Here is a 24,559-nt window from a genome sequence, read left to right as displayed (position 1 = left end):
CTGACAGCGCGGGTTGCGAGCAGGAGGTGGCAGATGCCGTGACCCGCGCTGTGCCGAAGTGCTGCTGCACCCGCGCCGGTTGGGTGTGCACGCGTTGGCTCGCAGGGCCGCCACCTGGAAAGATGACCATCAACTCGACTCAGGACTCGAATCTTACTCAGCGTCAGAACACATGCTAATTTTGAGATGCTGCTCTGATCGGATTGCTGTGTCCGGGGGGAGATCCGATGGCTGACGCGCGGGGCAGGCTGGAGGGCACAGAGCGGGAGGCGTTCGTCGGTGCCATCGTCGACGAGCTGATTCACTGCCGTTTCCTCGACGAGGGCACCAGCCGGCGAACGGTCGGCGAACACCTCGGGCTCTCCCCCGAATTATGGGAGGGAACCCTGCCCGCGTTCCGGGTGGAGGTAGCGCGCCATGTCAGCCTGGATCCCACCGGTCGGGTGTCCACGTTGTGCACGGTGGTCGGCTGGTACGACGAACCGCGACGGGAATCCCTGTGGCTGCGACTGCGTCCGTTCCTGGCGACGCGGCCGGACGAGAGGGCCAACCATCATTCCCCTTCGCCCGCGTCTCCGTTGCCCGGCGACGGCGCCGACCGTGCGACACGACCCGGGCGGCTCCCCCGCGACGGGCTGGGATACGCCGACGGGTCGAAACCCCCCGGCACCACGGAACAGCGTGCCCCGGCTCCCGCCCCGCCCCCGACAGCACCCGCTTACCCTCAACTCGCCAGCCCGTTCACTGCCGACGAACACCGTCGCGTTCAGCAGTTACTGAGGCTCGAACCGACCGGACCGCAGCAGATGCACACACTGCGGGACAGCATCGGCTTCGAGCTCGGCTTTCCCGTTCCCGGCGAACCATCGACACTGCTCGACCTCTTCGACGTCCTCGTGGATTTCAACGCTTCCCCCGATCGCATACCGCCGTCGGTCGTCGCCCTCGAATGGGTGGCGGCTCAAACCGTGGACAAGACCGCGGCACACCGGTGCCAGGAGTGGGCAGAACGCTGGGCCCGCGACCATGACTGTCTACCGGCGCTGCTGCGGCGAAGGCAGGCGCGGGATCTGTGGCAGGCCGACCCTCGCGTTCCGCGAGCGCTGCTCATCATGGTCGAACCTGCGGAGGACGGCAGCGACGACGTGACGGTCCGGTACTGGATCAACGACTTGGCCGGCCACTGGGCTCCGCGCGCCGGGGAGGCGGCCGAGACACACATGGACGGACTCGGGGCAGCGGTGGAACGAGCGCTGGCGGAGGGGGAGCGGCTGTGGGCGACCTCTCGAGCGGACCCCTCGGACCAGTTGCCGCCGTTCGTCGAGTTCATCCTGCCCTACCTGCTGCTCAACCATGACGTCGCACGGCTGGAGATCGGGGCGGACGGACCGGGCGCCGCAGCGATCGGGCCACGGTACTGCGTACACCTGCGAAGCCTCGACCGGTTACGGCGGGTGCCCCACGATCCGTTCATCGCGAAGCGCTGGCGACAGCGGTGGCAGGAACTGCACCAGCACGGAACGCGGCTGCACCACTGGACCCACGGCGACAGGGTCCCGATGGACCGCTGGTCGCGGTCGCTGACCCACCGCCAGCACGGTTCCGCACCGTACACGGCACTGGCGCTGGACGCGCCGAGGCAGGGAAGCCAGGCGTTGGCGGCGCTGAAGCGGGCGATCGCCGAGGGGTTCGGACTGGCCCTGTGGGACCGTCGCGGCAAGCTGGAACCGCGGAGCCGGGAGACGATCTCGGAGTTGCTGGACGGCACCCGGACAGCCCACGGCGTGCCACGGAGGGTGCAGGAGATGCGGGCACGCGCCGAGGCGGACGTGGACGGAGACGTGTTTCTCGGCCGTCACGTCGCCTGTCTGTGGGACGACCCGGACAGGGTCGTCGACTGCCAGCCGGGCCGATCCGCACCGGGTGACCCACCGGTGCTGGCCGACCTTCTCGGACCGGGTCCTTCACACCCTCCGGCCGCTTTCGGCAGCCCGCCCCAGACACCCGGTCCCTCCCGAACACCCGACTCGTCGACCGCCGAGGAGACCCACTATGACCACCGGCCCGGCCCGCCCCGGTGACGGATGGCGGGTGTTCCACGCCACCGGACAGACTCCCGAGGCTGAGCCCGCACCGTTACCGAAGGCGCCGCCCTGGCGGCAGTTCCGAGGCGGCCCGCCCCTTCCGCAGCCCGACCAGTGGGATGCCGGATCCGCTCGACGGCTCGGTGCGAGCAACCGTCTCGCACAGCTCGGCGAGGCCGAGATCGACGTGGTGAACGCCGCGATCCTGCTGCGCCGTCCCCTGCTGGTGACGGGGCCACCGGGGATCGGCAAGTCGACCCTGGCGTATCTCATCGCCCGGGAACTCGGGTTGGGGCGAGTGCTCCAGTGGTCCATCGTGAGCCGTTCGACACTGAGGAGCGGGCTGTACGACTACGACGCGATCGGGCGCGCCCAGACCGTGGCGGAGCTCGCGGTGCGTACGAGCACAGACGGCGTGGCGACGCCAACGGCGGTAGGGAAAGCGGAACATGACACACCGTCACGGCCGTCGGTCGGAGAGTTCCTGACCCTCGGTCCGCTCGGCACCGCGCTGTTGCCGTACCGGCTGCCCAGGATCCTGCTCGTCGACGAACTCGACAAGGGCGACATCGACCTGCCCAACGACCTGCTGCACGTCCTGGAGAACGGCGCGTTCGACATTCCTGAGCTGGTGCGGACCGGTGAGAATCACATCGAGGTGCACACGGACGACCCGCAGGGTCGAACGGTGGTGCAGCGCGGGCGTGTCGAATGCGCGGAGTTCCCGATCGTGGTGATGACCAGCAACGGGGAGCGAGAGTTTCCGGCCGCGTTCCGCCGGCGTTGTCTGCCCTTGGAGATGCGGCCGCCGAGCCGGGAACTGCTGCTGGCGATCGTGGAGGGACATCTGCGGCATCGGCCCGACGGGCTGGAAGAACTCGTGGAGGACTTCGCCCTGCGGCTCGGCAACGGCGGCACACACTCCGTCGATCAGCTCCTCAACGCCGCGCAGTTGATCACGCAGAAGGGGTTCCCGCCGGGATCACGCGGCAAAGCGCTGATCGAGACACTGCTGCGCGATCTGTCCAAGGGACACTGATGGAATCCCCGGACGGGACCGGCGACACCCGGCCGCAGGCAGCACCCGGCGCGTCGAACGCCCCCTCCGGAATGCGTCCGGACCCGTCCGACGCAATGGTGGACACCGGCGCAACCGTGCCCACCGAGCACGATGCCCCGCCCGACGTGCTCTGGACCGAACTCGCCGATGCCGCCTGGCTGGGCGCACTCTGGATCGCGGCGGACCGCCCGTTGCCTGCGTCCGCGTCACCCGTCGAGCCTGTCACAGGCGACCGTCCCACCGCGCTCTCGGGACCCCTCCTGCCCGCCCAGGCCATGCCGGGAACCACGAACGCCGGTGCCGGCAAAGCCGACCGAGCAGTCGGCGCCACACCTTCTGACGTGCCGCCCCAGGTCCGCCCCGATCCGGCCGGCGACATAGAACTCCCCCTACCGCCACCACGCCTTCCGCAGCCACCCGGCAGGCCGCAGGCCGCGTCGGGGACGCTGCCGCTCGCCCGCGCGCTGCGCCGACTCGCCCGTCGCCGGCCCTCGGCCCACCGGTGGGAACTGGACGAGGAGCGGACGGCGGATCGCGTACTGGACGGCGCTTCCTGGCTGCCCGTGATGCGTCCGGTGCCGGAACGAGCGCTGGATCTGGTGGTTCTGGTGGACGCCGGACAGACCATGCGGGTGTGGGAGCGGGAAACGCGTGCGCTGTACGAGCAGGCCGCGCTGTCCGGTGCCTTCCGGGACGTGCGCACCGTCTCACTGTCGCTGCCCTCGAACGGTGCGGCGTGGCTCCTGCGGCCAGGCGGTCGCCGGGCATCGCCGGCCGAGCTGTTGGACCCACGGGGAGAACGAGCGTTCCTGCTGGTCACGGACGGACTGAGCGACGGATGGGCGTCGGCGGGCGCGGACCGGCTACTGCACCGCCTGGCCGGTACCGGCCCCTGTGCGATCGTCCATCTGCTGCCGACACACCTGCGCCACCGCTCCGCGCTGCGTCCGTTCCCCGCAACACTCACGGCCCGTGGCTTCGGACGGGCGAACACGACTCTGACGCAGGTCGCGGACGAGGAGCTGGACGACCCCCTGCGCTCGCGGCCTCCTGACGAGAAGGGCGACCAAGCGGTCATTCCAGTGCTGTCGTTGAAGGCAGCGTCCCTCATGGGCTGGGCCGACCTGGTGGTCGGTGGTGCAGGCTCGGAGCAGCGGTGTCAGGTGGTCCAGGCGGGAACGCTCGCGAAGGAACCCCCGGCGCCGGGGCTGCGGTACTGCGCGGGCAGCCCGGAGGCAGCGGTACGCACCTTCACCTCACTCGCCACGCCCACGGCCCGCCGACTCGCTTCGCAGCTGGCGGCCGTACCCCTCGCGCTGGACACGATTCAGGCCGTCCAACGCCTGATGCTGCCCTTGTCCGGTCCGGAGCATCTCGCGGAGATCCTGATGGGCGGACTGCTGGAGTGGCCCGGACGCAACGGCGCCACCGTCGACTTCGCCGACGGCGTGCGTGAGGCACTGCTCGCCGGCGGGACTCGCTCCGAACTCGCCGCGATCGTCTCCGGTCTCGCCGAACTCCCGCCCGGCCGACCCGACCCCCGGGCAATCCGGCTGCGCGCTGCCCTCACGGACCCCGATCTGGCACCGCTACCCGATCCGAACAGCACCGACCGAGCCTGGCTACGGCTCGAACTCGCCGTGCTGGAGGCGCTGTCAGGATCACATTCCCGGCGCGCACGCAGACTCCGCGAGGCTATGGAACATCCCACTCCGCCCGCCTCCGCACCCTGGCGACCGGACTCGAAAGGTGGCAGCGCCATGGCTCCCGAACCGCCCCGCCCCGCCGGCGGCCGCCACGGTCAACCGGGCATCAAGGGCCCCATGCCACCCCGCAACGCCCACTTCATCGGACGCGACGACATGCTCGCGACCGTCGCTGAACAGTTGCAGCACGGAGAGCTCGCAGCGGTCCTGCCGCACGCGCTGCACGGCACGGGTGGTGTCGGCAAGTCACAGATCGCCATCGAGTACGTCTACCGCCATCAGCAGGAATTCGACGTGGTGTGGTGGATACCGGCCGAGCAGCAGTCGTTGGTGTTGTCCTCGTTCGCCGGTCTCGCCCGTGCTCTGGGTCTCACGGTCGGACCGCAGCCGGGCACCGCCGTACCGCGGGTCCTGGAAGCGCTCCGGGACGGTGACCGATACGGGAGATGGCTACTGATCTTCGACAACGCCGAAGACGTCGACGGTGTACGCCCGTTCATTCCCACGACTGGCAACGGGAAGGTCATCGTCACCTCACGCAACCGGGCCTGGGAGGGAGTGGCGACCTCACTCACCGTCGATGTGTTCCGTCGGGAGGAGAGCCGCGACCTGCTGATGCGCCGCTCCCCCACACTCAGCGTGGACGAAGCGGACCAGCTGGCAGCCGCTCTCGGCGACCTCCCCCTCGCCATCGAGCTCGCCGCCGCCTGGCACGCGGCCTCTCACATGCCGGTCGACCACTACCTCGCACTCCTGGAACGCCATCGGACCGAACTCGACGCGAGCGGGCTCGTCCACGACTACCCCTCCTCGGTCGCCGCCGCCTGGCGCATCACGCTGGCCTACCTCCAGAGCGAATCCCCCGGCGTCTACCAACTCCTCGGAGTATGCGGCTGCCTGGCCGCCGAGCCCGTCCCCCTGAGCATCTTCCGCAGCGGCGGGCGCATCAGCGTCAGCCGTGAACTCGACCCGATCCTGCGCGACCCGATACGACTGTCCCGCGCCATCCGTGAGCTGTCCAAGTTCTCTCTCATACGCGTCGACCACCGTCGCGACAGCATCCAGATGCACCGCCTCATGCAGAGCGTCCTGCGGACGACCACCGAGCCCGGCGAGCGAGAGGGGCTCCTCCACACCGCGCACTCCCTGCTCGCGGCCGCGAAGCCGGCGGGCAGCCCCTCCTCGCCCGACCACTGGGACGGCTACCAGGCACTTCTGCCACACGCCGTGTCGTCGCAGGCGGCCGCGAGCCACGACGGCTGGGTCCGCGACCTCGTCGCCAACCTCGTGTACTACCTCTACTACTGGGGCGACCACGAGCAGGCCGTCGACCTCGCCGGGAAGGCGTGGCGGCACTGGAACGAGGACACGGGCGAGCCCGACACCCTCGTCATCCAGATGGCCAAGCTGTACGCCTTCTGCCAGCGCATCATCGGCGTCGACCGGGACGCGTTCTCCCTCAACGAGCGAGCCCTCGCCGTGTCGCGCAGTGCGAGCGTGCCGGAGGAGGAGCTGATCGACTCGATGTGGCAGATGGCGTTCGCCCACCGCTACCGCGGCAACTTCAGCGCCGCCCGCGCCCTCGACCAGGAAGCCTTCGAGCGGGCACGCAACCTGTTCGGTCCCGACGATCCGGACACGCTCAAGGCAGCACACAGTTTCGGCGTCTCGCTACGGATGTGCGGCGAGTTCCAGACCGCCCGCGCCCTCGACGAGGAGACCGCGCGCCAATGGGAACTGGTCTACGGACACGCGGACGGTTTCACCCTCAACACCAGGAACGGACTGTCGATAGACATCCGCGAGTGCGGCGACTACCCACGCGCCCGCCAGCTCCAGGAGGACGTCCATGCCGCCTACCGGTCCGCGTTCGGGTCCGAGAACCCGGCGACGATCCGGGCAGCACGCGACCTCGCCGTCTGCCGCCGCAGGGACGGGGCGCTGGACGCCGGCTGGGAGCTCAGCGAGCATGTGTTCCAGCTCTTCGTCGAGAAATGTGGACGCGACCACAGCGACACCCTCGCCGCGGCGGTCAACGTCATGGTGGACCGCCGTATCGGTGGCGAGCTCCACCATTCACGCGAGATCGGCCAGGACACCTTCGACCGCTACGAGGAAGCCCTCGGCCCCGACCACATGTACACGCTCATCACCTTGGCCAACCTCGCCGCCACATATCGCGCGCTCGGTGAGGCCGACCGGGCCCGTGCTCTGGACGAGGCCGCTCTGGCCCGGCTCAACTCCACCGTCGGCCCAGACCATCTCAACAGCCTCATCGTGACCATGGGGCAGGCGGCCGACCTGCACCTGGGCGGCGAGCACGGACAGGCGGTCTCCGTCCAGGAGGCGCTACTGCCACAACTCACCACGCTCTGCGGCACCGACCACCCGATGACCCTTGCGCTCCATGCCAATCTCGCCACCGACCTGACTGCCCTCGGCCGGGCCGAGGCCGCGCACGAACACACCCGCATCGCCATCGACGGACTCGCCCGTGTGGTGGGCTCCGGCCACGACTGGCTTCTCGCGGCCCGAGACGAGCGGCGCATCGAGTGCGACACCTCACCGATGCCGCTGTGACAGAGGTCAGGCCACCGCAGCAGGCGAAGGAGGAACCTTTTGACCACTGTCGTCTTCGTCCACGGGACCGGCGTACGGGAAACCGCCCTGACCGCGCTGATCTCCCGTGTCGACCACGGGCTGCACCGCGTCGCACCCCACGCCCGCCTGGTCGCCTGTGACTGGGGCTCCGAGCACGGCGCCACCCTGGCGGCGAACGGTGCGAGCATCCCGGCCGACGAAGGCCGCCACCGCGGGGCCGGCCTCGCGGCGGACGCCGATGACGAGGCCGACGCCGCCCGGTGGGAACTCCTCCACACCGACCCGCTCGCCGAGCTCCGCCTGATCGGCGCGGGAGCCGCCCCAGCCGGCCCCGTGCCACCCCATCAGATCCCCGCCGACGCGGCGATCCGCGGCGAACTCGCCGATCTGCTCCACAGCACCGGTGAACTGGAGGCGACACTCCGACTCACCGCCACACCGCACATCGAGCAAGCCGTGCGTGCGCTCCTCGACGCCCCCGAACTCGCCGAAGCAGCGCAGGCAGCCCCTGAGGACACCCTGGCGGAAGTCACCGCGCGGGCATTGGTCGCACACCTCCTCGCCGAGGCGTCCGACACCGGGGATCCGCTGATTCCGACCGCCCACGACCGGGACACGGCCGTCGCCGTCCTGACCGCGCGCCTCGGCGGCCGTCCCCCCGGCTCCGACCGGGGCCCGGCCCGACTCTTCCTCCGTGCGGTGACTCCACTCGCGTCCCGGGCAGCCGTCCGCCGCCGCTCGGCCATCACCCACGCGACCCACCCGGCGGCCGGTGACATCCTTCGCTACCTCGCCCGAGGCGACGCCCATCGCGCCCTTCTCGCCGACCTGGTCCGCGCACAGCCCCCACCTGTCGTCCTGCTCTGCCACAGCCTCGGCGGCGTCATCGCCGTCGACACCCTCGTCACGCACTCCCTCCCCCACGTCACCCTTCTGATCACCGCGGGCAGCCAGGCCTCCTTCCTCTACGAGACCGGTGCCCTCCCCTCCCTCCGGCACCCGCGGCCCCTGCCACCCTCCTTTCCCACGTGGCTCAACATCTACGACCCGCGCGATCTCCTCGCCTTCGCAGCTCAGCCCCTGTTCCCCGCACACGCCACCGACGTCCCGCTCTCCAGCGGACAACCGTTCCCCCACTCCCACAGTGCCTACTGGACCAACCCTGCGCTGTACGAGGCGGTGGCCAGACGCCTTCCATGAGTTCACCCGGCTGACCCGCGCGTACGAGGAGCACGATGACCAACCAGGCGTCCCCCGACACCGTCCACGCCCTGGTCGTGGGGATCGAGTCCTACGCCTTCGGGTCGCGTTGGACCCTTCCAGGCCCTTCCGACGACGCCCTGCGCTTTCGCGACTGGCTGCTGGACCGCGGCGTTCCCGATGGCAACATCCGGCTCCACCTCGCTCCCGCTCCGGGCTACGCACCTGACGTTCCCTACCGCTCCTGCGATCGCTGGGCCCTGCGCCGCACACTCGTCCAGGACCTCCCTGCCGTCTCGTCACGGTTGCTCTGGGTGTTCTGGGGCGGCCACGGCTACATCGACAGCCGAGGCCACCTGTGCCTGCTCACAGCCGACGCGTCGGAACGCGATGCCCTCAACATCGATCTGGACGACGCCCTGGCGTACTACAACAGCACCACCGTTCCCCACCACCCGGAACAGGTCTGGATCGTCGACTCCTGCGCGACATTCCAGCAGGAGATGAAGCTCGCCGTCGCCCCGCCGACCGAGACCCTGCCCCGCTCCGAGCCGGCCGACCGGTCACGCCAGATCCACTTCCACGCGGCCCGCCGAGGACAACGCGCCCCCAACCTGTCCGCGGAACGCACCGGCCGCTTCTCCAGCCTCGTTCTGAGGCATCTCCGCCTTCGGGACGACGCCGTCACTCCCCTCGACACCACCTTCATAGACGCTGTCGAACGGGAAGCCCGTACGACGGAGGACGGGTACGCACCCAACTGGACACGCCTGCGGGAGCCCGGACGGGACGTCGAGTTCGGCTCACTGGCGGGCCCCGAACGACCAAGCCCCCTGCCCGGCGCGGACGACACCATCAGCGTCCTCGTCGACGAACTGTGCCGGCGCCCTTGGGCGTCGGATCCGGACATCCGGCAGAACCTCGTGGACGCCCTGCCGCGTCGGCTCCGCGAACACGTCCCGCGCTCGCGAACGTCTCGCTCGGATCTCGTCGGCATCGTGGTCCATCTCAGTAAAGTCGACGGGGGCCTCGACGCACTGCGCGTGGCCGTAAGGATCATCGACGGCTCGGTCTGAGACTTCCCTGACGTGGCACGACTTGGCGTTGATTTCTGTTAGCCTCACGCGTGCCTGCCCGCCTCGGCGGACCGGTGGCATTTACCGCGTGCGTATGCCCTGCGCCTCGACCGCGGTTCAGGACCAGAGTCGAGGTGAGTTACCGAAGTGCCCCATCTGCCATCGGAACCTGCGGGCCGCTGGGCATCGGACCTGCCCGACATGGCGTCCGTGTCGCTGCACAATCTGCGCACCGCCGCACTCCCGACGCCCGACGAGCGGCTCCTCGACGAACTTCGACGCCCGCGTGCGAATGCTCTGGGCGGATCGAATCCGGGGCGTGCCGAATAACAGCGGACAACCGGAGCTGACATGAGTGCCGACGCTTCGTACCCCAGTCTGGCTCTGTCAAGTGAGGACCTCGACGCTCTCGCGTCCGGCGGGGCCACTCCCACCGCTCTGACCTTCCTCGAGAAGGGCGAGCGAACTCGTCGGCTCCTGCTGCTCAGACAACTCCTCGACGCTCTCGCCGCCCGCCCCGAACTCACCGCACCCATCGGTCCGTGGACCGTCGCCTGGAACCTTCTCGAACGGGCTGCCCGCACCGCACCCGCGATCGCCGACGAACTGCTCACCAGTCCACAGACCGGCACCTGGCTGGCCCACACCCTGCGCCGTCTGCACCGGCAACACGCATGGGCAGACCTGTGGACGGACACCGGTCGCCTCTTCGCTCTCGCCGCCACTGCCGCGTTGCGTTGCGGAATCGACGCGGATCTGCCGGTGCCCCTGCGCGAAGGCAGTCTGTCGCTCCCGAATCTCGGGCTTGTGAAGGCGCCCGGACGGCATCCCGAGCACAGCGTGGGTCGACTGGTCATCAACCAGGGCGTGTTCGTCCTGACCACGGATCAGGGAACCACGCCGCACACGTCCTTGGCGTCGCCGTCCGCCGCTCACTGGCTGCCTTTGCGCGTTCTGCGACCCGGCGCCGTCACCCTCGACGACCTCGACCCGTACCGGGACCTCGACGAACCAGTGGCCCCCCAGCCCCTGTCCGCCGGCGAAGCAGCAAGCTGGCAGAGCCTGTTCGCCGAGGCGCACGCCATCCTCACCGCGGACACGACGACCGGCTCGGACACCCTCGCCCTCCTCATGGCCGGAACCGTGGACCCGAGCCGTATCCGCACCATCGTCCCGTGGCAGCCCGCGGATCCGGGCGAGCACGGCACGCACCACCCTCAGCTCTCCGCCTCAACCGGCGACGCCTACGCCTCCATGGTCATCTCGCGGCCACCTGACGCCGTCCGGCTCGCCGAGACCCTGGTCCACGAATTCCAGCACAGCAAGCTCGCCGCCCTCCTCCACCATTTCCCGCTCCTCGACGACGACCGGACCGAGCGCTACTACGCCCCTTGGCGCAGTGACCCTCGCCATCTCACCGGACTGTTGCACGGCGCCTACGCCTTCACCGGAGTCGCCGGTTTCTGGCGACTCCGCATGCACGATCCGTCGAGCGACACCGCCGGGCAGGAGTTCGCCGCGTACCACTTCGCGCTGCGCCGCCTCCAGGCTCGTCTGGTCGTACGGACGCTGAGCCAGTCGGACCGGCTGACTCCTCACGGAAGCGCCATCGTCGATGGTCTGGGCCGGACGCTGACTGACTGGCTCCACGAGGACGTACCCCCGCGTGTTCTCTACCGCGCACGCACCGCCGCCCGCCTGCACCGCACGGAGTGGCGCCTGCGCAACCTACGCCCCCCGCTCCCTGATCCCGTGCCCTCGGACAGCTCCTGGCCCGACCCCCGTACCCCTGGCTTCGCTCATGTCTCGGCGAACCCCACGACCGCCGATGAGTTCCTCGCCGCGGGAGACCCCGCTGCCGCTCTCCCCCTGTACAGCCGGGCCGCGCCGCGGGACCCCTCCGCCCGCGCCGGCCTCGTCGTCTCGACCGCCCTTGCCTTCCCCGGTCGCGCGGCGGCCGCAGCACTGGCCCGTCCCGAGCTGGCTCACGCCCTCACCCCCGGTGAGCAGTGACCTACTGATCCTCACCGGTCAAGCCGCTGGGCCGTAGTGAACTTGTGGCCGAAGCAGGAAGAGCGCCTGTCCAGGGAGGACCCCCGGCAGGCGCCCTTCGCCTCACTCCTCGTCGCGCAGCCGGGCCACCAAGGACGTCAGGGGCTCGGTCTCCTCGGTGTGGCCCAGGGCGGTCAGGTGGGAGACGGCCGCGTCGAGGCGGGTGAGGGCGGGGGCGGGGCGTTCCAGGTAGAGGCCTTCCACCGCGCCCGCGAGGCGGACGCACTCGGCCCATTCGCCGGCGTCGTCGTCCCGTCCCGGCTCGCCGAGCAGGGCGAGGGCCTTGTCCAGGGCGGTCAGGGCGTCGTCGTACGCGCCGGCGTAGGCGTTGACCCGGCCGTGTTCGTAGGCCAGGGCGGTGTCCAGGGAGCGGCCTTGGGTCTCGTACGCGGCGGCGCGGGCCTCGTCGGCGACGCGGCCCGCGTCGGTGAGGAAGGCGAGCGCGTCGGTCAGGCCGTCGGGGCCCTGCTGCTGGGCCTGGAGGCGGGCGAGTTCGCGCAGGGAGTTGCTGAGGTGCTCGAAGCGCGGGGCCCGGGCGTGGGCGGCGAGTGCCTGGTCCGCGACTTCGCGGGCCCGCTCGAACTCGCCGGACTCGCCGAGGAGTACGGCGGTCTCCGCGGCGATCATGGCGTGGCTCCCCGGGTCGTCGTCCCAGCCGGCCGACTCGGCGGACAGGGTGACGAACTCCGCCGTGGCGGCCTTGAGGTCCTCCCCCGTGTGCAGCGCGCGGGCGCGGGTCAGGCGCAGCTGGGCGACGATCCGGTCGTTCAGCTCTCCGCCGGTGACGTCCGGTTCGGCCAGCAGGGAGTCGAGCAGCGCGATGCAGTCCTCGACACGGCCCAGGTCGAGGCTGAGCTGGGCCGCGTTGCTGTAGGTGCAGAACGCGTCCGTCCGGCTGCCGCGGCGAAGTTCCAGCTCCGCCGAGCGCGTCAGATGCCGCAGTGCCTCGTCGGGGCGGCCCAGGTACATGCAGGCCTGGGCCACGTCCCCGTGGAGGCGGGCGGTGTCGACCGTGTCGGCGGGCCAGTCGGCGGCCAGTCGAAGGGCCTCGGACAGGTCCGTGTGCGCGGCCTGCGCGTCCTGGAGACCGAACTGGAACCGGCCGCGCAGTCCGAGCGTGCGGGGCAGGTGCCAGGCGGGGCCCTGGGTCTTCAGCCGGTCGAGGAGCGCGTCGATCTCGGTGACCGCGGTGGGCACGTTGCCGGAGATGGCGTGGGTACTGGCGCGCAGCAGCAGGGCGCCGGAGATCTGCCCGTCGAGGGCGTGCCGGGTGGCGAGCGCGTGCAACGCGTCCACCTCGGCGAAGACCGGTGCGACATGCTCCTCGCTGCCCGATGTCTGCAGCCGCAGGGCGAGCGCGGTCGCCCGCAGCCGCAGCAGGCGGGCCTCCTGGTACGGGGCGAGTCCGGGCGTCTCCTCATGGAGGTGGACGATGGACGCGTGCGCGGCGGTCAGCGCCGCGGCCTTCGCCTCGGCTCCGTCGGTGCTCTGCCCTTCGTCGCTCTCCCCCTCGGCCCGCTCCGCGGGGATCTCGGCGGTGGCGAGCAGGGCGCAGGCGCGGGCGAGCGCCGCGTGACCCGGGAGTCCGGCGTCGTCGTAGAGGGCCGCGGCCTCCTCGTGGAGGGCGGCGGCGTCGGCGAACTCGTCCTTCTCGCCCGCCCGGTTCGCCTCGTCGGCCAGCAGGTCCGCGCGGAGGCGGACGAGCGAGCCCACGGCCGGGTCGTCGGGGTGGGTGTAGTCGCGGGCGGCCGCGAGTGTGCGCAGCCGCGCCCAGCACGCATGTGCGTCCGGGTGCCCCTCCTCCTCCGCCGTTCGTGCCCTGAGGATGAGTTCGGGCAGCGCGTCGGGGACGGCGGCGGCCGTACGGGCGACGGGCGCGGTGACCGGGGAGGCCGGGGCCGCGTCGTCGAGGCTGCGCGGGCGCAGGGTCAGTTCCAGCGCGTCCAGGAGCGGGGCCCGGTCGAGACGGGCCCTGCGGCGGTCGGCGTGGGCGGTGGTTCCGTTACGGGCGTCGAAGCGGGCGGCGAGGTCGTCGGCGCGCTTGCGGACCTCGGCGCGCAGACCGGACACCGTCCAGGTGCGGCCCGCGTATCCGATGGTGGGCAGGTCGCCGTGGCCGAGGAGTTCGACGCGCTGGAGGAGGACCTCCACGCCGGTGAGGAAGCCGAACTGGTCCAGCGGCGAGTCGACCTCGTCGAACAGGTTCCGGTTCTCGGCGAGCAGTTCAAGACCGCGTGCCTCGTTGCCGGTGAGCGCGCAGAACTCCAGGTGCCTGGCGACCTCCTCGGACATCGAGGGGTTGCGGCGGCAGGCACGGTAGCCGACGAGGTGCAGTTCGCGGGCCCGGTCGGTGCGGCCGGTGCGCAGCAGGGGCAGCAGCGCGTACGAGGCGGAGCGGGCCGGCTCCTCCTTGCAGGACTCCTTCCCTGCCAGGACGGGCTCCCAGGCGCGCAGGGCCTGCTCGTCGTCGCCCGCCCTGAGGTGGTACCGGGCGCGCTGGCAGATCTCGCAGGCCTCGCAGTCGCTGAGCCGGGTGCGGGTGCGGCCCGCCCACAACTCGTGGGCGAGGGCGGTGTCCTCGCCGACGTGGACGGCGAGCTGGTACGCCTGTCCGTAGTAGGGCTGGAGGCCGAGGTCGGCCTTCTCGTACCGGTCGCGCATCTCCGTCAGCCACTGGCGCAGGCTGGTCAGGGGTATCTCGGGCAACTGGCGCAGGGCGTGGGACACCCACTTGAACCGCCAGAACAGCATGTGGCGCAGGCGCTCGTCGAAGAGGTCGGGCTGCTCGTCGAAGAGGGTGAGCAGACGCGCGAAGACGACGGGCGACTTCCGGGGTTCGGAGCCGTAGGTGTACGCCTCCTGGAGTTCGAGGAGTGCGTGGATGAGGACGCCGGGGTCCTCGAACTGCTCGGCGGCGTCGACGAGTTCCTCGGCGGTGACGGTGCGGGTACGGCCGTACGGGCGCCGGTCGTTCTCCTGGAGCGCCTGGAACAGTTCGTCCGTGTTCTGGGGAAGGGGTGCGGTCGGCATCGTCAGCTGTCCTTGCGCAGGGCGTGGGCGAGAAGGTCGAGGAAGGAGCGGTTGATCAGGCTCGACTCGGCGGGCCTGAGCGGACGCCGGGACAGCATCGCGGCCTGTCCGTAGAGGGCTTCGGCGCTGGTGCGGGCCAGCTCGGGCTCGTCGATGGACACGGCGGTGCGGACCAGCGGGTTGAGCTGGTTGAGGATCAGCTGGGCCCGCGGCGCCTCCTGGCGCAGGGCGCCGAGGATGTCTCCCCACAGGCCGCCCTCCTGCTCACGGGCGAGCTGGGAGCGGGTGCGCTCGTGCCGGGCATCGCGGCTGTCGACCAGCAGGGCGGGTGCGGAGGCGGGCTGGAAGGTGCGCAGCGCGACGTCGCAGTCGAAGACGGACAGTGCGTCGCGGGCTTGGGCGAGGTAGGCCGCGGCGGCCAGTTCCGTCTCCCGGTCGACGGGGTCGAGATGGGCGGTGAGGGTCGCCGGGTCGAGGTCGGCGACGCTGGCCTCGGGCCTGATCTCGGGCAGCCGGTGCACCAGCTCGCGGTCGTAGGTGTAGCCGCCGTTGACGACGCCCAGTCCGGCGGCCGAGGCGATCGCCGCGACCTGTCGGAACTCCTCCACGCTCGACGTCACGAGCACCGTGCGGTGGGTGCGCGCGAACTCGTCGAGGGTGCAGTGGCCGTCGGTGGTCTCGAACGGCAGCCAGGGCAGCAGCATCCGCAGGATCTCGTCGTCGTGCACCGCGAGCGACTTCACGGCCAGGTGGTGGGCCTGGAGGAAACGGTGGAGCAGGTCCGGGTCGCTGGCGGCGGCCCGGGCGATCCATGCGCGCAGCCGCTCGGCGAGGGCGTCGCGGACGGCGGCGAGCGTGTCGTCCTCGTACAGGGACTCGCGGGACGCCGTCGGGCGCAGGCTCTCGGCGTCGACGACGCAGCGGACGAAGAAGGCCCACTCGGGCAGGATCTCCTCGGCCTGCTCTGACAGCAGCATGCCCTTGACGTGCACCCGGTGGCCGTGACGGCGCCCGGCCGGCACCGCCTCGGGGAGCACGCACGCGATGCCCTTCAGACCCACGGCGGGCAGGTCCAGTTCGATGGTGTCCAGCGGCGTGAAGCCGAAGACCTCCTCGCCGTACGCGGCCAGCGCGCGGGAGCGGGCTCCCGGGGTGGGGTACGTACGCGACCAGGGCGCGGGCTCGGGGTTCACCGGCGCGTCCGCGCCTCCCGTGCCGTCGTCGAAGGTCACCGGGTGGCGCAGCAGGGACCCGAAGTGCCGGGCCAGGGCGTGTACCTGGGCCGGGCGGGTCCACTCGCCCGCGTCGGCGCGCGGCGTCAGCGTGACGGTGGTGCCGGGCCGGGGACGCGCGGAGGCGGGCAGGGTGCGGACGGTGTAGCTGCCGTCTCCACGGCCTCGCCACTCCACGGCGGGGGCGTCGGGAGTGCGGGCGGAGCGGCTCAGGACGTGGATCTCGTCGGCGACCAGGAAGCAGGAGAGCAGCCCGATGCCGAACTGGCCGATGAAGTCGGCGCGTTGCTCGGCGATCCGCTCGGCACGCTTGCTGCTGCGCCCGATGGTGGCGAGGAACGTGTGCACGTCGTCTTCGGTGAGACCGACACCGTCGTCCTCGACACGTACGACGGAGCCGTCCGCGTACAGGCGGATGCCGAAGGCGCCGCGGGGCTCGATGGCGTGCCGTGCGGTGAGGGCGTCGACCGCGTTCTGCAGGAGTTCGCGCAGGTAGACGCGGGGGCTGGAGTAGAGGTGGTGGGAGAGGAGGTCCACCAGGCCGCGGAGGTCGACCTGGAAGGTGCGGTCGGTGGCGCCTTGGTGGGCGGAGGTGTCGCGCAGGGGCATGAGTCAGTCCGGGGTCGAGGGAAGGGCAGGGGTGGGCGGTGGTCCGCGGGACCGGCCGGAGACGGGCGTTGACGCCGCGGCCGGTGCAGCCGGTGGCTCAGAAGGCCTTGCGGAAGCGCGCGTACGCCTTCTCGGGGTCCGACATGAAGGTCCACGGCCACCGGGTGATCACACCCTCCAACTCGCGGAAGACATTGGAGGCCGTGCTGCTGCCCGCCAGCGAGAGAGCCATGGCGAAGATGTTGTAGTCGCCCTGCCAGCCCAGGCGGCGCTCGTACGCGTGGTGCAGGACGCTGCGCTCCGCGGCCTCCCTCAACTCGGCCCGGATCCGCGGCTGCTGCAGGCACTCGCGGTCATCGGACTCCACCCACTCCTCGATACGTGCCATGGCGATGACACAGCCGAGCCGGTGCCCGTCGGGCGCGGCGGCGAAGGCCTTCTGGGCGAACTCCAGGGCCTGGCCCGGCTCTCCGCCCCAGCGAGGCTGCAGGTGCGACACCCACTCCAGGTGGAGGTCCAGGTTCAGCGGATCCCGGCGCAGCCCCGCCGCGAGCCGGGCCTCCTGGACACTGTCGTCGACGGACATGCCGCGTCCCGAGGTGAGCAGATGGCGCCACGGTGTGACCCAGCCGGGCCGCAGCTCGGCGGCCTCGAGCAGATGCTCCTCGGCGATGCGCAGCCGCTCGTAGAAGATCTGCCACTGCTCGCGACCGACGTCCACGGCACGGGCGGACGTGCGCGCCTCCCAGCCCCAGGCGACATGGCGCGCACCCGATATCAGCAGGGCGGTCGCCCGGAGCTCCTTGTCGTCCTTGTCCTCCTCGGCGGCCCGGACGATCCACTCCTCCACACCGTCCACATCGGTCAGTTGCCCCAGGACCACCTCCTCGCGGCCGAGGTCGAAGGGGGCCAGCGCCGCCTTGACCGCCGCCCAGTCGCCCGCGTCGGCCGCCTCGACCAGCGCGAGCACCCGCGCGTCCCCCAGCGCGCGCAACGCGTACGTCCCGTGCTTCTGCTTGCGTGGCGGAAGGGCATGTGAGTGCGCCGCCGGTCTCTCCGCACTTCTCCCGAACAGCTTGCCCAACATGCCGCGCCCTCCCCTGGTCCCGCGTGATCGTCCGGTGCAGCATAAGGGGCCCCACCGACACCGCTTCCACAGGGTTTTCACCGGTGCTCCAAGGTCCGGACACGATGCTCGGGCCGCACGGCGCCACACCCGCGAAAGCCGTCCGGCCAGGGAAGATGATCGTCAGGGCCGGAGTGACACATTCCATCTCGTATGACAAGACGACCCCTTGAGGATGCCTGGGGCAAGTATCCGTATCGCCGCGGCACTTCCCGCCCGGCTGGTTATCGCGGACCGGTGGGTGGCTGTGGTGTCGACCCCTTCCCTGGAACAGGCGGGATCCGCCCTGCGTCTGGAATGCGGCGCTTCCCTGGAGATCCTGACCCGTTTCCTCGATCACCTCTGGGACCATGAGGCCGTCCCTCTCACTCCTGCCGTCGAAGGCGCCGTGGCGGGGGAGGACGAGGTGGACGAGGAGAGCCGCGGCGACCGGCTGACCGGCCGCGCGCGGACTGCTCGGTGTCGGCGTCGGCCTCACCGTGGCCGTGCTCTCGCCGCGGGCCGCGTCCGCGTCGCCGGGGCTGACCCGCGCGCTCGAGGTGGCCGGCGCCGCGGTCGGCACCGGTGATCCGGTGATGTTCGCGCACGCGGTACGGGCCATGGCGGAGAGCGACGCCGCGCGCGGCAGCGGGGCGCGAGACCCGCAGCGCCCTGGTCGCCGAGTGGGCGGCCACCCGCGACTGGGCCACCGCCCCCACGGCCGGGGCGGGCGACGCGCTGACGGTCCCGTCCGGTCACCGGCCGAGGAATCGGGCGGCGGCCTCAGTCTGCTGCTCGGCGACGGCACGGGATCGTTCACGGCAGACCTCGAAGCGGTCACCGTGACCCGGCCGCACGGACTGGCCCTCACCGACTTCGACGGGGACGGCGACCTGGACATGGCCACCGCGAGTGCCGCCACCGCCGGCGGCGTCAGCGTGGCGCTCGGCAACGGCGACGGCACCTTCGGCGACGTCACGCAGTACGCCAGTGTCGCCCGGCTGCACTCCATCACCTCCGGCGACTTCGACGGGGACGGCGGGACCGACCTGGCCACCGTCAGCAACGGCTCCAACACCCTGGAGATCTTCACGGGCAACGGCGACGGCACCTTCGACGACTCCGTCGCCCACACCACGTCCGCCCTACCGGTCTCCGTCAACGCCGCCGACCTCGACGGGGACGACGTCACGGACGTCCTGGTCTCCTCCCTGAACGGGGACTCCGTCACCGTCTTCCAGGGCACGCCGGGCGGTGCCCTCGCCGAACTGGCCGAGCTGACCGCCGACGGCGCCTTGCCTACGAGGCCGCGGCCGCCGACCTGACCTCCGACGGTACTCAGGACCTCGTGGTGGCGAGCAGCGCCGACGACCGGATCGACGTGTTCACCGGCTCCTGCGACTGAGCGGGCCGAGAGGGACCGATAAGCCGCCCCGCACCGCCGCCGAACGCCCGCCCGCCGGCGGGGGTGCGGGGCATCATGACCATCGAGGCCGGTGTGATCAGCTGCCAGACCGCGCCCCAGTCCGCATAACTGTGAAAAAATCACCCATACGACATCAAAGGAGATTCCTCGTGAGCAGCCCCGCCGACGAGCTCGGCTACGGGAGCATGCGGCTCGACCGCACCGGCCAGGCCGAGGCCTTCGACGCCATCGGCGACCGCTACGACGAGGCCTTCCCGCACAAGGAGGGCCAGGTCGCGTCCGCCGAATGGCTCATCACATCCCTGCCGGCCGGGTCACGCGTACTGGACCTGGGCTGCGGCACCGGGATCCCGACCGCACGCCAGCTGGCGCAGGGCGGCCTGGACGTCGTCGGGGTCGACCTGTCGGACCGGATGGTCACGCTCGCCCAGCAGCAGGTGCCCACCGGGACGTTCCACCGTGCCGACATCGCGGACCTGCGGCCCGACGGCTCCCGGGACCTCGGTCGCTTCGACGCGGTGGCCGCCTTCTTCTCCCTGCTCATGCTGCCGCGGGCCGAGATCCCCCTCGCCGTGCGGACCATCCACCACCTGCTCGTTCCGGGCGGCCTGTTCGCCCTGTCGATGGTGGAGGCCGATGTGGACGACTTCTCGATCCCGTTCATCGGCAGCACCATCCGGGTCTCCGGCTATCTCAGGGACGAGCTGCGTGAGGTCGTGGAGGCGGAGGGCTTCGATGTCGCCGAGGAGTCCTCGTTCTCGTACGCTCCGGCGTCCGTGGACGTGCCGCCCGAGGTGCAGATCTTCCTGCGCTGCCGACGGCGTGGCTGAGCGCTGCTGATCAAGCCCGCTCCGCGCGGGCCCGCACGGCCGGAAGGACACGCGTGACGAAGCAGCTCGGAGCCGATGGCGGCACCGGAGGGCAGGCGGCCGGCGGGCACGGGCCTTCCGGTGCCCCGCGTCGGCCCGAGCCTCCCGTCTCCTCCTCGAAGTCCGGCACGGCACACGCGGCCAAGGGCTCCGAGGAGGGCGGCGCGGCGGGTGGCGCGGCCGTGCGCCCGCCGCCCCCGGAAGCGCCCGCCGGACGCCCGCTCGCGTCCGCGCCGCAGACCGACAGGCTCCGCTATCTCGACGCGGCGACCCGGCAGATCGCCCGCGGCATGAACCTCGACGAGACGCTGGGCGAACTGTGCCGGGCTGCCGTCCCTGCCTTCGCCGACACGGCGTTCGTCCACCTGTACGCGCCGCTTCCGGTGGGCGACGAGAGCATCGCCGACCCCGGTGTCCTGCGGCTGCACACCACGGCACCCGCCCCGGACGCCGCCACCGTCCAGGCGGCCGAAGCCGTACAGCCGGCCGCGGACGGTCTGCTCACCAAGCTGCTCCAGGCCGGGCGGCCGGTGTTCGGGAACACCCCCGGTCTGCGTTCCGTGGTGGCCGAGCTGCTGGGGACGGCGAACGCGCCGGGCGCGGTGCCACCCGGACGGCGGCTGATCATCGCTCCGCTGCACGGCCGTAGCCATGTCATGGGCAGCGTGGTCCTCATCCGCGGCCCCGGACGGCCGGATTTCACCTACGACGACCTCCTGGTCGCCTCCCAGCTCGCCACCCACACCGCACTCGGCATCCACAAGGCGGTGCTCTACGCGCGCGAGGCGGCCGTCGCGGACGCGTTGCAGCGCACCATGCTCCCGGCGTCCCTGCCCGAACCGACGGGAGTCGGGCTGGCCAGCCGCTATCTGCCGTCCTCCCGGACCGCGCAGGTCGGCGGCGACTGGTACGACGCGATCCCGCTGCCCGGCAACCGTGTCGCACTGGTCATCGGCGACGTGATGGGCCATTCCATGACGTCCGCCGCGATCATGGGGCAGCTGCGCACCATCGTGCAGACCCTCGCCGGACTCGACCTCTCCCCCGACGAGATCCTGCACCACCTCGACGAGCAGGCCGAGCGGCTGGGCAGCGAGCACACGGCGACCTGCCTCTACGCCATGTACGACCCGGTGCTGCACCGGTTGCTGATGTCCAACGCCGGGCATCTGCCGCCGGTGCTTCTGCATCCCGACGGCAGCACGGAGGTCGTGCAGGTGCCGCCCGGGGCGCCGATCGGGGTCGGCAGCGGTGGCTTCGAGTCCGTCGAGATGCACGCACCGGCCGGCGCGACCCTGCTGCTGTACACGGACGGTCTGGTGGAGTCCCGCGACTCGGATGTGATGACCGGCGTGGAGCAGCTGTGCGCACGGCTGCGGGCGGGCGCCTCGGGAACCGCGGCCCCGGCGCTGGAGGAGCTGTGCGACCAGGCGCTCGGGACACTGGGGGCGGGCGACCGGGACGACGACATCGCCCTGCTCGCCGCCCGGTTCGAGGGCATCCTGCCGGACACCGTCGCGTACTGGTACCTGGCGCCGCGTCCGCAGACCGCGGGCCAGGCCCGGCGGCTGACCCGCAGGACGCTGCGCCAATGGGGCCTGGAGTCCCTGCTGGAGTCCACCGAGCTCCTGGTCAGCGAGGTGGTGGCGAACGCCGTGCGGTTCGCCGGCCGGCCGATCACCCTGCGGCTGCTGCGCACGGACGTGCTCCGCTGCGAGGTGGAGGACGACTCGACGGTGGTGCCGAGGATGCGGCACGCGCGGCTGAGCGACGAGGGCGGCCGGGGGCTGTTCCTGGTCGACCAGCTGGCAGAGCGCTGGGGAGCGACCAGAGTGAGCACGGGCAAGGTGGTCTGGTTCGAACTGCCCCTGCCCGGCGGGCCGAACTCCGGCTGAACCGGGCGGAGTTCACCTCTTCGTCGATTCGTACGGCAACTGCCTGACCTGCCGTCCCCGTGCACGGGAGTGCGCAAAACACGCCGAAATATACCCCCCGGGGTATCTCTGTTACCGTAGAAGCCAGATACCCCCGGGGGTAATTTCCACGAAGGAGTCAGCCGTGTTCTTTGTCGACGCCCTGGAGACCGAGGGGCTGGGCAACCGCAGCCACCTGGCCGGCGGGACCCGCGCCGCGGTGGTCGTGGATCCGCCGCGGGACATCGACCGCGTGCTCGCGGTGGCCGCCCGGCGCGGAGTGCGGATCGTGGCCGTCGCCGAGACGCATGTGCACAACGACTACGTGAGCGGCGGTCTGGAGCTGGCCCGGCTCACCGGGGCCCGCTATCTGGTGCCGGCCGGGGCCGAGGTGGCGTACGCGCGCGTGCCGGTCGCCGACGGACACGTGGAGCCCGTCGACGAGGGGCTGGCGCTGCGGGCCGTGGCCACTCCCGGGCACACCCCGCACCACACCTCGTACGTACTGGAGGAAGCGGAACGCGCGGCAGCCGCCTTCACCGGCGGTTCGCTGCTGATCGGCAGCGTGGGCCGGCCCGACCTCGTCGAACCCCGGCTCACCGAGGAGCTCGCCCGAGCGCAGCACGCCTCCGTGCACCGGCTGGCCACGGAGCTGGCCGACGAGGTGGCGGTCATGCCGACGCACGGCTTCGGCAGCTTCTGCTCCTCGTCCCGGGCGGGCGGGACACACAGCACCATCGGCACCGAGAAGACCTCCAACCCCGCGCTCGTCCAGGACGTCGACAGCTTCGTCAAGGACCTGCTGGCCGGGCTCGACGACGTCCCCGCGTACTACGCCCACATGGGTCCGGCCAACGCCGGCGGCCCGGCTCCGGTGGACCTCACGGCCCCGCGGCCCGCCGGCGCCGAGGAGATCGCCCGGCGGCTCGCGGCCGGCGAGTGGGTCGTGGACCTGCGCAACCGGGTGGCCTTCGCCGCCGGGCATGTGGCCGGGTCGCTCAACTTCGAGGCCGACGCGCAACTGGCCACGTATCTCGCGTGGATGATCCCGTGGGGCAGGCCGGTGACGCTGCTCGCGGAGAGCGCCGAGGCCGTCGGGCGCGCCCAGCGGGAGCTGACCCGGGTGGGCATCGACCGCCCGGCCGCGGCGGCCGTGGGCGGCCCGGCCGACTGGCTCGTGGACGGGTCCCGGCCGTCCTCCTTCCCGCGCGGCACGTTCGCCGGCCTGGCCGCCGCCCGGGCGCGCGGCGAGGACGTGGTCGTGGTCGATGTGCGCCGGGACGGCGAGCGCGCGGACGGCTGGATCGAGGGCAGCGTCCACCTTCCCGTCCACCAGCTGCACCGCCGCCTGGCCGAGGTGCCCGACGGCACGGTGTGGGTGCACTGCGCGGGAGGGATGCGTGCCGCCATCGCCGCGTCCGTGCTCGACGCCGCCGGACGCGAGGTGGTGGCCGTCGACGACGGGTACGCCGCCGCGGCCGAGGCGGGGCTCACCCTGATCACCCGGGAGCGCTGACGATGGACGACTCCTCTCACCGCCGTGTCTCGGTCGCCGAGGCCCACCGACTGGTCCGGGACGGCAAGGCCGTTCTGGTCGACGTCCGCGAGCCGGACGAGTTCCGGGCCGGTCACGCACCCGGCGCGCTGCACGCATCCCTGTCCCGGGCGTTGCCCGGCAGAGGGGACATGATCCTCGTCTGCCGCTCGGGCAACCGATCCCGGCAGGCCGTCGCCCTGCTGGCCGCGCGGGGGATCGCGGCCGTCGATGTGATCGGCGGCATGCGCGGCTGGGCCGCGCAGGGCCTTCCTGTCGAGGACGTGTACGGGGCGCCCGGGGTCGTCAGATGACCGCGCTCGTCCTGGCCCTGCTCGCCGGCGCCCTGGTCGGTCTGGCGCTGGGCGCGTTGGGGGCGGGCGGGAGCATCCTCACCGTCCCGGCCCTCGTCTGTCTGCTCGGTTTCAGCCCGGCGGCGGCGGCCACGGCGAGCCTGGTCGTCGTGATCGTCACGTCGGTCACGGCGCTGGTGGCCCACGCCCGCCGCGGCGCGGTGCGCTGGCGGGCGGGACTGCTGTTCGCGGCGGCCGGTCTGCTGCCCACCGCGGCTGCGGGCGCCCTGTCCGCACGTGCCCCGGAGGCCCTGCTGACCCTGTTGTTCGCGGCGCTGGCCGGCCTGGCCGCCGTACAGATGCTGCGTCGTCGTACGCCGCACGCGACCGGCCGGGCGTCGGCCGCCCGAGCCGCCGGAGCGGGTGCCGGGCTGGGCGCGGTGACCGGGTTCCTCGGGGTCGGCGGCGGTTTCCTGGCGGTGCCGGCGCTGGTGACGGTGCTGGCGGTGCCGATGAGCGCGGCGGTGGGGACCAGTCTGCTGGTCATCGTCGCCAACGCGTTGGTGGCCCTGGCGGCCCGCGCGCACACCGCCGTCGACCTGGACTGGGCGTTGATCATGCCGTTCCTCGCGACCGCGGTCCTGGGTGCCTGGGACGGCAGGCGGCTGGCCGCGAGGGTCTCCGCCCCCGTGCTGCAGCGCGTCTTCGGAACCGTGCTCCTGGCGGTCGCCGTGGCGATGGCCGGCACGGTCCTGCGGTGACGGCCCCG

At 71.7% G+C, this 24,559-nt stretch carries 15 protein-coding genes; 12 read left to right on the top strand and 3 right to left on the bottom strand.

The window, feature by feature from the left end; genetic code table 11:
• Positions 1 to 227: 227 nt before the first annotated feature.
• From ACWD3I_RS14650 to ACWD3I_RS14625, 6 genes are all read left to right on the top strand, one after another.
• Positions 228 to 2,081 carry a VMAP-C domain-containing protein gene (locus tag ACWD3I_RS14650; protein WP_365396470.1) on the top strand — a complete coding sequence of 618 codons (1,854 nt, stop codon included), beginning with the start codon at positions 228 to 230 and terminating at the stop codon, positions 2,079 to 2,081.
• Positions 2,053 to 3,123 (top strand): AAA family ATPase, encoded by a 1,071-nt coding sequence (locus ACWD3I_RS14645; RefSeq protein ID WP_365396473.1) that lies wholly within the window; start codon positions 2,053 to 2,055, stop codon positions 3,121 to 3,123. The genes ACWD3I_RS14650 and ACWD3I_RS14645 overlap by 29 nt, the downstream gene beginning before the upstream one ends.
• Positions 3,123 to 7,430 carry an FxSxx-COOH system tetratricopeptide repeat protein gene (fxsT, locus tag ACWD3I_RS14640; protein WP_365396476.1) on the top strand — a complete coding sequence of 1,436 codons (4,308 nt, stop codon included), beginning with the start codon at positions 3,123 to 3,125 and terminating at the stop codon, positions 7,428 to 7,430. The genes ACWD3I_RS14645 and fxsT overlap by 1 nt, the downstream gene beginning before the upstream one ends.
• A gap of 39 nt (positions 7,431 to 7,469) precedes the next feature.
• Positions 7,470 to 8,651 (top strand): hypothetical protein, encoded by a 1,182-nt coding sequence (locus ACWD3I_RS14635; protein ID WP_365396479.1) that lies wholly within the window; start codon positions 7,470 to 7,472, stop codon positions 8,649 to 8,651.
• 35 nt (positions 8,652 to 8,686) lie between these two features.
• The gene (locus ACWD3I_RS14630; RefSeq protein ID WP_365396482.1) at positions 8,687 to 9,727 is read left to right on the top strand and encodes an effector-associated domain 2-containing protein; all 1,041 of its coding nucleotides are present in this window, start codon (positions 8,687 to 8,689) and stop codon (positions 9,725 to 9,727) included.
• 351 nt (positions 9,728 to 10,078) lie between these two features.
• Positions 10,079 to 11,740, top strand: a complete 1,662-nt coding sequence (locus tag ACWD3I_RS14625) for an HEXXH motif domain-containing protein (protein WP_365396485.1) — start codon at positions 10,079 to 10,081, stop codon at positions 11,738 to 11,740.
• A gap of 102 nt (positions 11,741 to 11,842) precedes the next feature.
• Here the strand turns inward: ACWD3I_RS14625 and ACWD3I_RS14620 are convergent, their stop codons facing one another.
• The 3 genes from ACWD3I_RS14620 to ACWD3I_RS14610 all read right to left on the bottom strand — a co-directional run bounded on the left by ACWD3I_RS14620 (position 11,843) and on the right by ACWD3I_RS14610 (position 17,737).
• Positions 11,843 to 14,809 carry a hypothetical protein gene (locus ACWD3I_RS14620; RefSeq protein ID WP_365396487.1) on the bottom strand — a complete coding sequence of 989 codons (2,967 nt, stop codon included), beginning with the start codon at positions 14,807 to 14,809 and terminating at the stop codon, positions 11,843 to 11,845.
• Positions 14,810 to 14,811: 2 nt separating this feature from the next.
• On the bottom strand, positions 14,812 to 16,650 hold the full coding sequence (locus ACWD3I_RS14615; protein WP_365396490.1) for an HSP90 family protein: 1,839 nt from the start codon (positions 16,648 to 16,650) through the stop codon (positions 14,812 to 14,814).
• Positions 16,651 to 16,747: 97 nt separating this feature from the next.
• A complete protein-coding gene (locus tag ACWD3I_RS14610) occupies positions 16,748 to 17,737 on the bottom strand; it encodes a hypothetical protein (protein ID WP_365396493.1) in 990 nt (329 codons plus the stop codon).
• A 518-nt stretch (positions 17,738 to 18,255) separates the two neighbouring features.
• Between ACWD3I_RS14610 and ACWD3I_RS14605 the strand changes: the two genes are divergently transcribed.
• The 6 genes from ACWD3I_RS14605 (at position 18,256) to ACWD3I_RS14580 (ending at position 24,551) form a co-directional block, all read left to right on the top strand.
• Entirely contained in the window at positions 18,256 to 19,080 is an 825-nt protein-coding gene (locus ACWD3I_RS14605) for an FG-GAP repeat domain-containing protein (protein ID WP_365396496.1), read from the top strand.
• 286 nt (positions 19,081 to 19,366) lie between these two features.
• On the top strand, positions 19,367 to 20,011 hold the full coding sequence (locus ACWD3I_RS14600; protein WP_365396611.1) for a class I SAM-dependent DNA methyltransferase: 645 nt from the start codon (positions 19,367 to 19,369) through the stop codon (positions 20,009 to 20,011).
• 329 nt (positions 20,012 to 20,340) lie between these two features.
• Positions 20,341 to 21,945 (top strand): SpoIIE family protein phosphatase, encoded by a 1,605-nt coding sequence (locus ACWD3I_RS14595; protein WP_365396614.1) that lies wholly within the window; start codon positions 20,341 to 20,343, stop codon positions 21,943 to 21,945.
• A gap of 163 nt (positions 21,946 to 22,108) precedes the next feature.
• A complete protein-coding gene (locus tag ACWD3I_RS14590; RefSeq protein WP_365396499.1) occupies positions 22,109 to 23,479 on the top strand; it encodes an MBL fold metallo-hydrolase in 1,371 nt (456 codons plus the stop codon).
• A gap of 2 nt (positions 23,480 to 23,481) precedes the next feature.
• Positions 23,482 to 23,811 (top strand): rhodanese-like domain-containing protein, encoded by a 330-nt coding sequence (locus tag ACWD3I_RS14585; RefSeq protein ID WP_365396502.1) that lies wholly within the window; start codon positions 23,482 to 23,484, stop codon positions 23,809 to 23,811.
• Entirely contained in the window at positions 23,808 to 24,551 is a 744-nt protein-coding gene (locus tag ACWD3I_RS14580) for a sulfite exporter TauE/SafE family protein (RefSeq protein WP_365396505.1), read from the top strand. Before ACWD3I_RS14585 ends, ACWD3I_RS14580 begins: the two co-directional genes overlap by 4 nt.
• The last annotated feature ends 8 nt before the right edge of the window (positions 24,552 to 24,559 follow it).

It is taken from the genome of Streptomyces sp. NPDC002817, assembly GCF_053592055.1.
Note: the sequence above shows the minus strand (reverse complement) of the source record. Positions and strands in the feature narration are given on the sequence as shown.